The organism is Novosphingobium ovatum (genome assembly GCF_009909235.1).
GTDB classification, from domain to species: domain Bacteria; phylum Pseudomonadota; class Alphaproteobacteria; order Sphingomonadales; family Sphingomonadaceae; genus Novosphingobium; species Novosphingobium ovatum.
Window position 1 is genome coordinate 85,201 of sequence record NZ_JAAAPO010000003.1, and the last position, 15,080, is coordinate 100,280.

Annotated in this window: 9 protein-coding genes; 5 read left to right on the forward strand and 4 right to left on the reverse strand. The window is 66.5% G+C overall.

The genetic code is table 11. The annotated features are described in order from the left end of the window. Positions 1-7 precede the first annotated feature (7 nt). The gene (gene lldD / locus GTZ99_RS08015) at positions 8-1,150 is read right to left on the reverse strand and encodes an FMN-dependent L-lactate dehydrogenase LldD (RefSeq protein ID WP_161717797.1); all 1,143 of its coding nucleotides are present in this window, start codon (positions 1,148-1,150) and stop codon (positions 8-10) included. Further along, on the reverse strand, positions 1,150-2,667 hold the full coding sequence (locus tag GTZ99_RS08020; RefSeq protein ID WP_227711192.1) for an FGGY-family carbohydrate kinase: 1,518 nt from the start codon (positions 2,665-2,667) through the stop codon (positions 1,150-1,152). Before GTZ99_RS08020 ends, lldD begins: the two co-directional genes overlap by 1 nt. Positions 2,668-2,735: 68 nt before the next feature. Between GTZ99_RS08020 and GTZ99_RS08025 the strand changes: the two genes are divergently transcribed. The 5 genes from GTZ99_RS08025 to GTZ99_RS08045 all read left to right on the forward strand — a co-directional run bounded on the left by GTZ99_RS08025 (position 2,736) and on the right by GTZ99_RS08045 (position 12,265). Continuing rightward, a complete protein-coding gene (locus tag GTZ99_RS08025; protein ID WP_320076653.1) occupies positions 2,736-4,841 on the forward strand; it encodes a bifunctional rhamnulose-1-phosphate aldolase/short-chain dehydrogenase in 2,106 nt (701 codons plus the stop codon). A gap of 18 nt (positions 4,842-4,859) precedes the next feature. After that, entirely contained in the window at positions 4,860-6,152 is a 1,293-nt protein-coding gene (gene rhaI, locus GTZ99_RS08030) for an L-rhamnose catabolism isomerase (protein WP_161717799.1), read from the forward strand. A 68-nt stretch (positions 6,153-6,220) separates the two neighbouring features. Next, positions 6,221-9,679 (forward strand): glycosyl hydrolase, encoded by a 3,459-nt coding sequence (locus GTZ99_RS08035; RefSeq protein WP_161717800.1) that lies wholly within the window; start codon positions 6,221-6,223, stop codon positions 9,677-9,679. 248 nt (positions 9,680-9,927) lie between these two features. Further along, entirely contained in the window at positions 9,928-11,286 is a 1,359-nt protein-coding gene (locus GTZ99_RS08040; RefSeq protein WP_161717801.1) for a family 1 glycosylhydrolase, read from the forward strand. 76 nt (positions 11,287-11,362) lie between these two features. After that, on the forward strand, positions 11,363-12,265 hold the full coding sequence (locus GTZ99_RS08045; protein WP_320076654.1) for an alpha/beta hydrolase: 903 nt from the start codon (positions 11,363-11,365) through the stop codon (positions 12,263-12,265). A gap of 54 nt (positions 12,266-12,319) precedes the next feature. On the opposite strand, the gene GTZ99_RS08050 is transcribed toward GTZ99_RS08045, so the two are convergent. Further along, positions 12,320-13,780, reverse strand: coding sequence for a UbiA family prenyltransferase (locus GTZ99_RS08050; RefSeq protein ID WP_161717802.1), 1,461 nt, complete (start codon positions 13,778-13,780; stop codon positions 12,320-12,322). Then, a complete protein-coding gene (locus GTZ99_RS08055; protein WP_161717803.1) occupies positions 13,770-15,080 on the reverse strand; it encodes a hypothetical protein in 1,311 nt (436 codons plus the stop codon). Before GTZ99_RS08055 ends, GTZ99_RS08050 begins: the two co-directional genes overlap by 11 nt.

Genomic DNA, 15,080 nt, shown 5'->3' on the forward strand with positions numbered 1-15,080 from the left:
GATACTGTTATGCGGCCAGAATGCTGCGATTGATCTGATCGATGCGGGTGCATCCGGTCAGTGCCATGGCCACGCGCATCTCGGCCTCGATCAGGCGCAGCATATGGGCAACGCCCGCTTGCCCCCGCGCCGCCAGCGCATAGGACCACGCCCGGCCCAGCAGCACGCCCTTGGCCCCCAGTGCCAGCATGCGCACGACATCCAGACCCGAGCGGATGCCGCCATCGGCCAGCACCGTCAGATCATCGCCCACCGCCTCCGCAATCGGCGGCAGCGCGCGGGCGGATGACAGCACGCCGTCCAGTTGCCGCCCGCCATGGTTCGACACGACGATGCCATCCGCCCCGGCCTTGGCGGCTTCGCGCGCGTCCTCGGGGTCCAGAATGCCCTTGATGATCAAGGGGCCTTTCCACTGACTGCGGATGAAATCCAGATCGCGCCAATTGATGCCGGGGTCAAAGTTGCCCCGCATCCAGGCGAAAAAGTCCTCGATTCCCGTGTTGCCTTTCAGCACCGGGGCGACATTGCCCAGATGGTGCGGGCGGCCCATCACACCCACATCCCACGCCCATTCGGGCCGCACCATCGCCTGCGCCACGCGCCAAGCCGCGCCCTTTAGCCCGCCTGATCCGGCCAGTCCGGTGTGGTAATCGCGGTAACGGCTGCCGGGCACGGGCATGTCGACGGTGAACATCAGCGCGCTGCACCCGGCCTCGACGGCTTGGGCCAGCAGATCCTGCATAAAGGCCCGGTCGCGGATCATATAGAGCTGGAACCAGAAGGGTTTGGTGGCCGCTGCCGCAACCTCGGGCAGGGGGCAGGCAGATACGGTCGAGAGCGTGAAGGGCACGTTGGCGGCATTGGCCGCGCGCACCGCCTGCGCCTCGCCCCGGCGGGCGTTGAGCCCGGCCAAGCCTACCGGCGCCAGCGCCACCGGCAGCGCCTGATGCGCGCCAAACAGGCTGGTCGACAGGTCAATGTCCGACACATCGCGCAACACCCGCTGACGCAGGGCGATGTCCTCCAGATCGCTGATATTCCGGCGCAAAGTCACTTCGGCATAAGAGCCGCCGTCCATATATTCGAACAGGAAACGCGGCAGGCGGCGGCGGGCGGCCTCGCGGAAATCGGGGACAGAGGCGATGATCATCAGTTGCTCTCCAGCGCGGCCAGCCAGCGGTTGCGATAGGTGTCGAGGTCAGCGTCCAGCGGTTCAATGCGCCGCAAATCCCCCGCCGGCGTCAAGCCCGGATCAATCAGTCGCAGCGCGCCGAATGACACGTCATTATGGGCATTGGCGACAAAGACCTGGGTGTCAGGGCGCAGCGAGGCCAGCGCGCGGACAAAGACCTCGGCCTCGGCAAAGCGGCCTTCGACCAGCAGGCGTTCGTCAGATCCGATCAGGTCCAGCGCCCGGTCGGTCACCAGCGCGGCGTACAGGCAGGCGGCGGCGCGGCGTTCGTACCAGTCGGCGGGTTGGTTCACCCATTGGCCTGCGCGGTCGGGGAAGGGGCCGCAGCCCGGCGCCAGTGTGGGCAAATGCATCGCGCCCGCCGCCAGCACGGCGGGAACAGCGGCCAGCAGTGCGTGCTGATCGGGCTTGATATCCACCCGGCGGGTGTCGATCTCGATCAAGGCCTCGATCTCGCGCCCGCCCATGAAGCGGGCGGATGGCACGGCATTGCCATAAACATCAACGTTTACAAGGCAATCGCGCGCCTCTGGCAGGTCGGCGGTGCGCACCGGGCTGGCCGGCAGGCGCATGCCGATGAACCATGTGCCGGTCGACAGCACGGTCGCCTCGTTGCGGGCGATTTCGGCAAAGCCGCGTGCGGCCATCAGGGCTGCATTGGAATCATGCAATCCGGCCAATACTTTAACCGTTGCTGGCAGGCCGGTGGCGGCGGCGATGGCGGGGCTGATCGCGCCCACCACATCGCCCGCACCCACCACCGGGGCAAAGCGCTCAGCCCAGCCGCGCGCCCGCGCCATCCCACTGAAATCGCCCGCTTCTGGCGCCCACAGGTCCGAGTGGCAGCCCAGTGAGGTGACCTCTGACACGGCCCGCCCCGTCAGCGCCCAGGCCCAATATTGCGCCCAAGGCACCAGCGTGGCGGTGGCCATTTCGCGCGGATAGAGCGTTTCTGCCCAATGGACATGCGCGCCAAAGTTCAACCCTTGCGGCAGGGCGGGCGACCCCGTTTGCGCAAAGGGCGAACGCCCGGCGCGATAGGCGGCCATCACCGGCTCTGGCGGGGCGGCCTCATAATCGAACGGAGCGAAGGCGATTTTGTTGTCAATGATAGCAACAAAGCCCGCGCCATGTGCCACCGGGACGATGTATTCCACCCCCCGCCCGGCGTCCGATGCGCCATGCCCGGCCAGCACCGCCATCGCCCATGTTTGAATGCCGTCCACATCCAGCCGGGCGATGCCGTCCTGCTCCACCCGCGCGTTGGGGCGGGTCTGGCGGTCCAGCAATTGCCCCTCGCGCGACCACAGGGTGATCTTGGACAGCGTCTTGCCGATATCGATGACGATGGCGAACCCGGTATTCAGCGTCCTGCTCCCGTTTGGCGCTCGCGGCGTTTGCTGCGCCTGCGAGAAAGATTGTGCGTGTGCGAAAATGATTGCTTGTGGTTGATCATTATCGAATCCGATTGCCAATGGAAAGCGCTTTCGTTAGGTACGCTGCCAACAGACCTTTTTTCAGAACATCAACGGGAGCCTCCCCAGTGACATCTGCGACTTCGCCCGCCGCCATCCCCTTTGCCGTGCCCACCAGCCGCTGGGACGCGGCGGTGGCCGCCACGCTCAGCCCCGAAGAGCTGCTGCTTTATCGCTCGAATCTGCTCGGTTCTGATCTGACTGTCACCAATTTTGGTGGCGGCAACACCTCGGCCAAGCTGACGGGTGTGGATCCGCTGACGGGCGAAACGGTCGACGTGCTGTGGGTAAAGGGGTCGGGCGGCGACATCGGCTCGATGAAGCTGGACGGTTTCTCGACGCTCTATCAGGACAAGCTGCTGGGGCTGGAAGCGCATTACACCGGCCCTGAAGACGACGACAAGATGGTCGGCTATCTGCCCCATTGCACGTTCAACCTGAACGGGCGCGCGGCCAGCATTGACACGCCGCTGCACTCGCTGTTGCCCTTTGCCCATGTCGATCACGTTCACCCCGATGCGATCATCGCGCTGGCCGCCAGCAGCGGTGGCGAGGAAGCGACCAAGGAAATCTGGGGCGGCAAGATCGGCTGGCTGCCTTGGAAACGTCCCGGTTACACGCTGGGCACGATGTTGCGCGATTACCAGCGCGCCAATCCGGGCGTGCAGGGCGTGATGATGGCCAGCCATGGCATCATCTGCTGGGCCGATTCGGCGCAGGCATGCTATGAACACACCATCAGCCTGATCGCCGACGCGGCCAATTACCTGAACGCGAAAATGGCGGGCAAGCCGGCCTTTGGCGGACAGGTTGTCGCCCCCAATCCCGATCGCGCCGCCATCGCCGCCGATCTGATGCCGCGCCTGCGTGGCTTCATGACGGGCGCGCGCCGCAAGCTGGGCCATTATTCGGATGACGCGCAGGCGCTGGAATTCGTCGGTTCGGCCAAGTTCGAGGAACTGGCGGCGCTGGGCACGTCCTGTCCCGACCACTTCCTGCGCACCAAGATCGCGCCGTTGACGCTGGACCCGGCCCGTCTGCAGGACGATGCCTATCTGGCCGAAAAGATCGCCGATTACCGCGAGTTCTACGCCGCCTATTACGAGCGATGCAAGCGCGCCAACAGTCCGGCCATGCGCGACCCCAACCCGGTCGTGGTGCTGGTGCCCGGCGTTGGCCGCATCACCTTTGCCACGGACAAGACCACCGCGCGTCTGGCCGGTGAGTTCTATGGCAATGCGATCAACGTGATGCGCGGCGCCGAGGCGATTGGCGACTATATCGCGCTGGACGAGCAGGAAGCCTTTGATATCGAATATTGGCTGCTGGAAGAGGCGAAGTTGCAGCGCATGCCCGCGCCCAAGCCGCAGGTGGGCCGCGTGGCCTTTGTCACCGGCGGGGCTGGCGGCATTGGCGCGGCGACCGCTGCGCGCTTCCTGAAGGAAGGCGCCTGTGTGGTGCTGGCCGACCGAGACGCGGCCGCCGTTGAGGAAGTGCGCGAAGGCTTTGCCAAGCAGTTTGGCAAGGACGTTGTGCGCGCCGTCACCTGTGACGTGACCGACGAAGCCCAGGTTCAGGCTGCCTTTGCCACCGCCGCGCGTGAATTTGGCGGGCTGGATGTGGTGGTCGCCAATGCCGGCATCGCCTCCTCCGCGCCGATCGAGCAGACCACGGTCGAGCTGTGGGACCGCAACTTTGACGTGCTGGCGCAGGGCTATTTCCTGACGGCCAAGCATGCCTGGGGCCTGTTGAAGCGCAACAAGGATCTGGGCGGCACGTCGCTGGTCTTTATCGGCTCCAAGAACGCCGTGGCGGCAGCAGCGGGCGCCAGCGCCTATGCCAGCGCCAAGGCGGCGGCCAACCATCTGGCCCGCTGTCTGGCGCTGGAAGGCGCGGGCGAGGGCATCCGCGTCAATGTCGTCAACCCCGATGCCGTGATCAAGGGCAGCAAGATCTGGGACGGCGACTGGCGCAAGGAACGCGCCGCCTCGAACAAGATCGACGCGGGCGAAGAGCTGGAAGCGCATTACCGCAACCGCTCGATGCTCAAGCGTGACGTGCTGCCCGCCGACATCGCCGAGGCCGCCTATTGGCTGGGCAGCGAGGCGAGTGCAAAGTCGACCGGCAACATGATCAATGTCGATGCCGGCAATGTGCAAGCGTTCACGCGCTGATTTGGGGGAGCCACGCAGATGACCAATATGCCGATTTCCGCCGATCTGATCGCCGAGCACAACGCGCCGCAGATCGAGGCGTTGCAGGAAGACTATGATGCGCTGGGCCGCAAGCTGGCGCGGGGCGGTGTTGACATTGACGCGATCAAGGCGCGCGTTGCCGCTTTCTCGGTGGCCGTCCCCTCTTGGGGGGCGGGCCGGGGCGGCACGCGTTTTGCCAAGTTCCCCATTCCGGGCGAACCCACCAATATCCATGAAAAGCTGGAAGACTGCGCCGTCATCAACCAGCTGGGCCGCCGCACCCCGCGCGTCTCGCCCCATTTCCCATGGGACAAGGTGAGCGATTTCGTCGCCCTGCGTGAGGAAGCGGCCGCCCTTGGGCTTGGCTGGGACGCGGTGAACAGCAACACGTTTCAGGATCAGCCCGGTCAGGCCCACAGCTATGCCAATGGCTCGCTCTCCTCGCAGGATGCGGGCGCGCGCCAGCAGGCGGTGGAACACAACATCGAATGTATCGAGATCGGGCGTCAGCTGGGCTCGACCGATCTGACGGTGTGGGTGGGCGATGGCACCAACTTCCCCGGCCAGCAGGATCTGGGCCGCAGCCTTGACCGCTATCTGGATGCAGCGGCACAGATCTATGCCGCGCTGCCCGACGACTGGCGCATGCTGCTGGAGCACAAGATGTTCGAGCCGGCGTTCTATTCGACCGTCATCAGCGATTGGGGTTCGTCGATCCTTGCGGCGCAGACGCTGGGCGACAAGTGCAAGTGTCTGGTCGATCTGGGCCACCACGCGCCCAATGTGAACATCGAGCAGATCGTTGCCCGCCTCCACCGCTTTGGCAAGCTGGGCGGGTTCCACTTCAACGACAGCAAGTATGGCGATGATGACCTCGACAGCGGCAGCATCAACCCGCACCAGCTGTTCCTGGTGTTCAACGAACTGGCCGAGGCCGAGGCCAACCCGCGTGATGGTTTCAACCCGTCCTATATGATCGACCAGTCGCACAATGTGACCGACCCGATCGAGTCCATGCTGTCCAGCGCCGAAACCATCACGGCCTGCTTTACCAAGGCCTCGCTGGTGGATCGTGCCGCGCTGCACGCCGCGCAGGAAGCCAACGACACGATGATGGCGTTTCAGGCGCTGCGCCGGGCCTATACCATCGACGTTGCGCCGATTCTGGCGATGGCGCGGATGGAGGCGGGCGGCGCGATCGACGTGCTGGCCACCTATCGCGCCAGCCAGTATCGTGCCCGCAAGGCGCAGGAACGCAAGGCGGTGGGTCTGGGGGCGGGGATCGTTTGATCCCCCCAACCCACACCCGCGCCACCCACCGATAACGTCACGTCAGAAGACCACCGGGAGAGCCATCCATGACCCGTCAGCCCCTGCGCCAGATCTTGCGCGCCGCCCTGATCACCGCCAGCGCGCTCAGCGCCGTGCCAGCCATCGCCCAAACGGCCCCCGCGCCGGTGGCCGCGCCGGCGGCGGTGGATGATCTGGCCATCAGTTTCCGCGATCCGCCCGCCAGCGCGCGTCCGCGCGTGTGGTGGCACTGGATGAACGGCAACATCACGCAGGATGGCATCGCCAAGGATCTGGCGTGGCTGAAATCGGTGGGCGTGGGTGGCGTCCAGAACTTTGACGTCAATCTGATGACGCCCAAGATCGTCGATCACCGGCTGGCTTATATGACGCCCGAGTGGAAGGCCGCCTTCCGCTTTGCCGCGTCAGAGGCTGACCGGCTGGGGCTGGAACTGGCGATTGCGGCCTCGCCGGGCTGGTCGGAAACGGGCGGGCCTTGGGTCAAGCCCGAGGACGGGTTGAAAAAGCTGGTGTGGAGCCAGACCCGCGTGGCGGCGGGCAAGCGGTTCAAGGGCGTGCTGCCCCCGCCGCCCTCGGCCACCGGCCCCTATCTGACGCTGGAGCCGCAGGCGGGCATCGATGACGCGCTGGCCGATGGGCATCACGCGGCCAAGCCGCATCATTATGGCGATGTGGCGGTGCTGGCCGTGCCCGACTTTGGCGTGGCCGATGTGGCGCCCGCGTTCAGCGCGGGCGATGGCGCGGCACATGACTGGACAAAGCTGGGCGATGCCGATCTGAACAGCGGCATCGCGCTCAAGCGCGGCCCGGCGGAGGCCCCGTCCAGCGTGGTGATGACCTATGCCACGCCGCAGACCATCCGTTCGGCCAGCGTCTTTATCGCCAAGGCGGTGGTGATGTTCAGCGGCGCCTCGGTACGGCCCGAACTGCAATCCAGCGCCGATGGCCAAAGCTGGACCAAGGTGATCGATCTGCCGGTAGCGGGCGTGCCCACCACGGTCAGCTTTGCCCCCGTGACCGCGCGCTATTTCCGCGTGGTGCTGCACCCGCTGGTGGGCGGCATGTCGAACATGATGGCGCCCGCGCCCGGTGCTGTCGCGCCCGACCTGTTTGCCATGATGACCGGCGGGGCCGGGGCGCCATGGGATCTGCGCCATCTGTCGCTGTCGGCCAGCCCGGCGATCGACCGGTTTGAAACCAAGGCCGGTTTTGCCCTGACCATGGATTATTACGCGCTGGGTCAGGTGGCGGACGGCGCCAAGGGGATCGACCCGGCCAAGGTGATCGACATCACCAGCCAGATGCGCCCGGATGGCAGCATCGACTGGGCCGCGCCCAAATTGCCCAAGGGCGGCCAGTGGCGGATCATCCGCATGGGCCATTCGCTGTTGGGCACGACCAACCATCCCGCCCCGGCCGAGGCCACGGGGCTGGAGGTCGACAAGTTTGATGGTGACGCGGTGCGCCGCTACATGGACCATTATCTGGGCATGTATCGCGATGCCACCGGGCCGGACCTGATGGGCAAGCGCGGGCTGCGCGCCATCCTGACCGACAGCATCGAGGTGGGCGCGGCCAACTGGACGCCCAAGATGATCGCCCAGTTCAAGACGCTGCGCGGCTATGATCCCACGCCTTTCCTGCCCGCGCTGATGGGCGTGCTGGTGGGGGACCGGGCGGCGTCCGACCGCTTCCTGTTCGACTGGCGGCGCACGCTGGGCGATCTGATGGCGTCCGAACATTACGGCACCGTGGCCCGCGCCGCGCATGACAATGGCCTGATCGTCTATGGCGAAGCGCTGGAGGACAAGCGCCCGAGCCTGGGTGACGACATGGCGATGCGCAGCCATGCCGATGTCCCGATGGCGGCGATGTGGACCTTTCCGCAGGGGATGCCTGCCAACCCGTCCTATGTCGCCGACATCAAGGGCGCGGCCAGTGTGGCGCATATCTATGGCCAGAATCTGGTGGCGGCGGAGTCGATGACCTCGGCGCTGACCTATTGGGCCGATTCCCCGCGCACGTTGAAGCACATCATCGATCTGGAATTCGTGCTGGGCGTCAACCGCCCGGTGTTCCACACCAGCGTCCATCAGCCGGTCGATGACAAGGTGCCCGGCCTCTCGCTGATGATCTTTGGCCAGTTCTTCAACCGGCACGAGGCATGGGCCCCGCTGGCCAAGGCGTGGGTGGATTACATCGCCCGCAACGGGCTGATGCTGCAGCAGGGGCGCCATTACGCCGATGTCGGCTATTTCTATGGCGAGGAAGCGCCGCTGACGGGCCTGTATGGCCTGAAGCTGATTGCTGACGCGCCCAAGACGCGGGCCTATGACTTTGTGAACACCGCCGCGCTGGCCGATGCGCTGCGCAATGACGGGGCCGAATTGGTGGCCAAGGGCGGGGCGCGGTACAAGGCGCTGTATCTGGGCGGCAGCAGCCACCAGATGAGCCTGAACACGCTGCGCCGCATCGCCGAACTGGCACAGGGCGGGGCGACGATCATCGGTGTGGCGCCCACCGGATCGCCCAGCCTGCAAGGCGGCCAGACCAGCGCCGAGGCGGCCGAATACGCCGCCCTGATCGCCCGCCTGTGGCCAAACGGCGCCACCACCACCGCCGTGGGCAAGGGCCGCGTCATCGCCAGCACGCAGGTCGAGGCGGCGCTGGACCAGATGGGCGTGGGTGCGGATTTCCGCATGTCGGGCGGGGCGGCGGACGCCGATGTGCCGTTCCTGCACCGCGAACTGGCCGATGGGCACAGCTATTTCCTGGTCAACCGCCAGCAGCGCGAGGAGCGGTTTGAGGCGCATTTCCGCGTCACCGGCAAGGTGCCCGAATTGTGGCATGCCGAAACCGGCACGTCCGAACCCGTCTCGTACCGGATCGAGAATGGTGAGACGATTGTTGCCATGACGCTGAACGCCGGGGAATCGGTGCATGTGGTGTTCCGCAAGCCCGCCACCGCCGACAGTCTGATGGTCAAGAAGCTGGCCCCCGCCACCATCGCCACGGTGGATGGCGCATGGACGGTGGCGTTCCAGCCCGGCCGTGGGGCGCCTGCCAGCGCGGTCCTGCCCGCGCTCAAGCCGCTGAACGAACACGCCGAGGCGGGAATCAAATATTTCTCCGGCCTTGCCACCTATAGCCGCGAGGTTTCCGCGCCCAAGGGCTACAAGGCGGGCGCGCCGCTGTGGCTGGATCTGGGCCGGGTGGGTGAAATGGCGCAGGTGCTGGTCAATGGCGTGTCGGTGGGCACGGTGTGGCACGCGCCCTATCGGGTGGACGTGTCGCGCGCGATGCGCCCCGGCAAAAACCGCATCGAGGTGCAGGTGGCCAACCTGTGGGTCAACCGCCTGATCGGCGATGCTCAGCCCGACATGCAAAAGCCCGGCGCGCAAAAGATCACCTTTACCGCCATGCCCACCTATAAGCCTGACGCGCCGTTGGTGCCTGCGGGCTTGATCGGGCCGGTGACGTTCATGGGGGCGGCTGCGGGCAAGTAGGACGGCCCACAGCAGTCTCCTTTGGCCGGGGCGGTCTCTCTCCACCGCTTGCCGCCCCGGCCATGTCATGCGCCCCGGTCTGCCCCCTTTGCAGGCCGGGGTGTTTTGCATTCGCGCAGTTTGCACCCCGCCCGCGATAACGAGATTTGGCAGGGGTATAAGCAAACCCCCGATTGTCATCTGCGCGCCATCAGCAAATATGCGCGCCAATTGCCCCGCCAATGGGGCCACCCTTGGGGAGAGTAGTGATGTTTGACCGCCGCACGATCATGGCAGGCGTTGCCGCGCTGGCCGCTGGGCAGGCAGTGACCGATCCCGCGCAGGCCGCCCGCCGCAAGCCCGCGCCCAAGCCCGCCCCTGCTGGCCTGCCGGCCGGTGGCGCTTTTCCGCGCGGTTTCCTGTGGGGCGTGGCCACCGCCGGCCATCAGGTCGAAGGCAACAACACCGCGTCCGACACATGGTTCATGGAGCAGGTCAAGCCCGGCGTCTTTGCCGAGCCGTCCGGGGACGCGTGCAACAGCTTTGCCCTGTGGCGCACCGACATGGATCTGGTGCGGGACATGGGCTTGAACACCTATCGCTTCAGCCTGGAATGGGCGCGGATCGAGCCCGAAGAGGGCCAGTTCTCGATCGCCATGCTGAACCATTACAAGGCGATGATCGCCGGGGCGCGCGAACGTGGGTTGCGCCCGCTGGTGACGTTCAACCACTTTACCTGTCCACGCTGGTTCGCGGCCAAGGGCGGCTGGACCAACCCCCAATCGCCCGCCCTGTTCGCCCGCTATGCCGAGCGCGCCGCGCGCCATCTGGCCGCCGACATCAGCCACGCCACCACGCTGAACGAGCCGAATCTGCCCACCATGCTCTCGGTCATTTTGCCGCCGCCGGTGCTGGGCATGCAGGAAGCGATGCTGGCCGCCGCCGCCAAGGCGCTGAACGTGCCCAAATTTGCCGCGGGCAATGTGATGGGGCGCGATGACATCCTGCCCTCGACCCGCAACATGGTGGCCGCGCACAAGGCTGGGCGGGACGCCATCAAGGCGGTGCGGCCCGATCTGCCGGTGGGTGTCTCGCTCTCGATGTTTGACGATCAGGAGGAAAAGGCGGGCAAGCCGTCGATCCGCGACGCGATGCGCGCCATGTTCTATGGCCCGTGGCTGGAGGCGGTGCGGGGCGATGATTTCCTGGGCGTGCAGAATTACGAGCGCGTGATCTGGGGCGAAAAGGCGCGTGTACCCGCGCCTGCCGGGGCGGTGCTGAACTGGTCCGGGACCGAGGTCTATGCCGCGTCACTGGGTGGTGCGGTGCGCTATGCCCATCAGGCGACCGGCCTGCCGATCTTTGTCACCGAACATGGCGTGGGCAGCGATGATGACGCGGTGCGTGCCAGCTTTATCCCCGGCGCGCTGAACAGCCTGCGCAGCGCGATGGCCGATGGGGTGCCGGTGCTGGGCTATGTCCATTGGTCGTTGATCGACAACTTCGAATGGATCTTTGGCTATCGCCCGAAATATGGCCTGCACAGCGTGGACCGCACCAGTTTTGCCCGCACAGCAAAGCCCAGCGCGGCGGTGTTGAGCGCGATTGCCCGCGCAAATTCATTGTAACACCGGCAGATGGGGCAGGGGCGGACCGCAATGAATGCGGCCGCTCCCTGCCCTTTGCCTATTGGGGAGAGTGGATGTGAAGACCAAGACCCTTGCGCTGGCCGCCTTGGCCACGCTGTGGTGCGCGCCCAATGCCATGGCGCAAATGCCGCAATTTTCGCCCATCGCTGCCCCGGCCGAACCGGGCGCGGTGCCGCTATACGCCAATGTCGGCAGCGCCAGCACCGAGAACTGGTCGCGCGGGGGGGACACCGTGGCGGTGCGCAATGTGACGCGCCCGACGATCACCCCCTTCCTGCCCGCTCCGGGTAAAGCCACGGGCGCTGCCGTAGTGGTGGCGCCGGGCGGGGCCTTCATGTTGCTGGCCATGGGGCACGAAGGGTGGAATGTCGGGCAATGGCTGGCCGATCACGGCATCGCCGCCTTTGTGCTGAAATACCGCCTGTTGCCCACCGCGCCCGCGGACAAGGACGGCTTCCCCGAAATGGGCGCGCGTCTGGCCGCCGCGCTAAAGGACCCGGCCGCGCCGCCCAGCATCAACAACCCGCTGGCCACTCAGGACGCGCTGGCCGCGCTGGCCCATGTGCGGGGCAATGCCGCCAAATATGGCGTGGATCCGGCGCGGGTGGGGATGATCGGCTTTTCCGCCGGGGCGATGACGTCGATGAACGCCGCGCTGGCGGCCGATCCGGCGGCGCGTCCGGCGTTTTTCGGCTATATCTATGGCCCGCAAACGCCCGTCACCGTGCCCGACAAGGCGCCCCCGATGTTCGCCGCGATTGCATGGGATGACAGCCTGTTCCCCAACCGGTCGTTCGCGGTGGAAACCGCGTGGCGCGCGTCCGGGGCCAAGGTGGAACTGCACGCCTATCAGACTGGCGACCACGGCTTTGGCATGGGCAAGGCCGGGACCACCACCACCGGCGTGATGGACCAGTTCCTGTTGTGGCTGACCAGCAATGGCTGGTTGAAGCATTAAGCGGACGCGGGGGGCGGAGCGACACCGCCCGCCCCCTTGTCTGTTACCCCGTCTTTATCCCAGCGTGATGCCCATCGCGGTCAACGCCCCGCCCAGCGGCGCGAATTTGGCGGCGATCAGGATCACGCCCAGCATGCCGGCCACCCCGATGCTTTTGGGATCGGTGATGGCAAAGGCCACCGGGTCGCTGTCGACCTGACCGCGCCGGCCCATCATCCACACGCGGTTCAGCCAGTACAGCAGCGGCAGCGGCAGCAGCCACAGCAATTGCGGCGTGGCATAGGCGCCGGTCTTGGCCATCGCTTCGGCAAACAGCACCAGCACCAGGATCGAGACCATCCCCGCCGCCAGCCCGCTGATCGCCACGATCTCGGTGTCGGAGCGGGTATAGCCCCGGCCCGAGAGCAGTTCGTGCTCTTCACGCGGGGAGCTGCGCAGTTCGACATAGCGCTTGAGATAGCCGAGGCTGAGGAAGAAGAAGGTGCTGAACAACAGCAGCCAGAACGACACCGGCACGCCAATCGCCGCCGCCCCCGCCACGATGCGGATGGTATAGAGGCACGCCAGCGTCAGCACGTCAGCAATCATCGCCGCCTTGAGCCGCATGGAATAGGCCAGCGTCAGCGCGAAATAGCAGGCCATCGCCGAGAAGCTGGGCACGCCCAGCAGCCATGCCGCGCCCAGACCCGCCACCGCCGCCAGCACGGTTGCCACCAGCGCCACCGGGATCGGCAGCGCGCCACTGGCCAGCGGGCGCTTGCGCTTTTTGGGGTGCAGGCGGTCGGCCTCGATGTCCAGCAGGTCGTTGAGCAGATAGACGCTGGAGGCAATCACGCTCATCGCGATGAAGGCCAGCAGCGAGGCGCCAATCGCCCCGACATTGGCCAGCATCCCGGACGAGGCCAGCGGCACGAAGACCAGCGCGTTCTTGGCCCATTGGTGCGGGCGGGCGGCCTTGAGCAAGGCGCGGGCGATGTTGCCGCGCGGGGCGATGCGTTCCTGTTGCGCGGTGCCGGTGGGCGCGTCGACGGTATAGGCGACGCGCGCCGCGCGCCAGATCGGCCGGTCGGCAGCGCAATCGCCCACATAGTCAAACGGCTTGTCACCCACGGCGGCGCGGATCGCGGCCAGCTTGGCGCTGCCTTTGACATTGGCGGCGTGGGTACTGGCGATCACCCGGTCAAACAGGCCCAGATGGGCCGCCACGCGATGCGCCGTGCGCCAATGGGCGGCGCTGGCCAGAATGACCGGGCGGCGCGACGCGCGGGCTTGCGCGATCAGCTCCAGCACCTGCGGGCGATAGGCCAGCGTGGCCGGATCGACCGGCATCCGCCGCGCCAACAGCGTTTTCAGGTTGGAGCGGCCGCGCAGGAACATCCAGACCATCCCCAGAATGGCCCAGAACCCGCGCTTGCCCAGCTCGACCATGGCCTCCATCGCCACGTCGCCGGTGATCAGCGTGCGGTCCAGATCGACCACCAGCGGCACATCCTCTCCAATGCGTTCATGCAGCATGGCTTGCCTCCCCCTGTGCGCCTGTGTGGGCGCTGTTATGCCTGATGCGGCGCGTCAGAATGTCGCTCAACACGCCGGCGGCCAGCACCATCACCAGCGGCATGATCGGATCGCGGTAGCGCTCGATGATATAGGCCGCCGCGTGCAGCCCCCAGAACCCGCTAATCGCCATCAGCAGGATCGCGCGGGCGCGGCCCGCCAGTGCGCCAGACCACAGGCCAAACGCGCCAAGGCCGACAAACAGCAGATATTGCGCCACCTCGCCCATGCGGATCAGCGCCACGGTGCGCGAGGCGGCAAAATCGGCGCGATCGGGCAGGTTGGGCGCCCAGAACAGGCCCAGCTTGGTCAGGCCCAGCGCGACGACGCGTTCGGGGTTGGCGATGATCCATTGCGTTGCGGCCCGGCCCAGCGCGCTGGTGGCGCCCATTTCGCCCAGATCGGCGCGCATGGCTTTCCATTGCGGGCCGACAGGGGTCGCCGCGATCGAGACAAACCGGCCCGTTGCCGCGTCATTGTTGCCCACATACAGGTTGAAGCCCGAATTGGTCGACAGCGTGGCATGGCCCAGCATCTGATGCGTGGCATAAAGCCAGGGCGAGACCACCAGTCCCGCGCCCAGCGCCAGCGCGCAGAGCGGCGCCAGCATGGCACTCACCCGCCAGCGGGTGGCCACCGCCAACGCCAGCGCGGGCGCGGCCACCGTCATCAGCGCCGATGTCCCCGCCAGCAGCGCGCCGCCCCACACCGCGCCAGCGGCCAGCGCCAGCGACAGGCGCGGGCCGCTTTGCGCGATGCGCAGAGCGATCCACACCAGCGCCAGGATCAGCGGCGTCGAGAGGTTCTCGCGCGCCAGCATCGTGCCGTTCCAGATCCCCGGCAGCCACAGCGCATAGGCCAGCAGCGCCAGTTTCTGTCCCAGCGCCGACAGGCCCGAGTCCCGCGCCACCCGCACCAGCATCAGGCCGCTGATCAGCGCCAGCCCCAGATTGACGACGATCGCCACCGCCACCTTGGCCCCGAACAGGGCAAAGAACGGCGTCAGCACCAGCGGATAGCCGATGGAATAGAACGCGTGTTGCCCCATGTTGTCGGTGGCCCATTGCCCCTGCGCCATATGTTGCGCGATGGTGAAATAGGCCAGACCATCGCTTTGCAGCGTTTGGGGCAGGGCAAAACAGGCCGTCACCCGCAGCGCCAGCGCAAACACCAGCAACGCGCCGATGCTGATCGCGCCGGCCGCCGTGCGGGGGGCTGTTGCGGCAGGGGAAAAGCCGGTGATGTCAGGCATATGGGTCAT

What these genes read in the sequence shown, in the direction of transcription:
- GTZ99_RS08040 (WP_161717801.1), top strand. Translation starts at nt 9,928, where the DNA reads ATGTTTGACCGCCGCACGATCATGGCAGGCGTTGCCGCGCTGGCCGCT.
- rhaI (WP_161717799.1), top strand. Translation starts at nt 4,860, where the DNA reads ATGACCAATATGCCGATTTCCGCCGATCTGATCGCCGAGCACAACGCG.
- lldD (WP_161717797.1), bottom strand. Translation starts at nt 1,150, where the DNA reads ATGATCATCGCCTCTGTCCCCGATTTCCGCGAGGCCGCCCGCCGCCGC.
- GTZ99_RS08050 (WP_161717802.1), bottom strand. Translation starts at nt 13,780, where the DNA reads ATGCTGCATGAACGCATTGGAGAGGATGTGCCGCTGGTGGTCGATCTG.
- GTZ99_RS08055 (WP_161717803.1), bottom strand. Translation starts at nt 15,080, where the DNA reads ATGACCCATATGCCTGACATCACCGGCTTTTCCCCTGCCGCAACAGCC.
- GTZ99_RS08035 (WP_161717800.1), top strand. Translation starts at nt 6,221, where the DNA reads ATGACCCGTCAGCCCCTGCGCCAGATCTTGCGCGCCGCCCTGATCACC.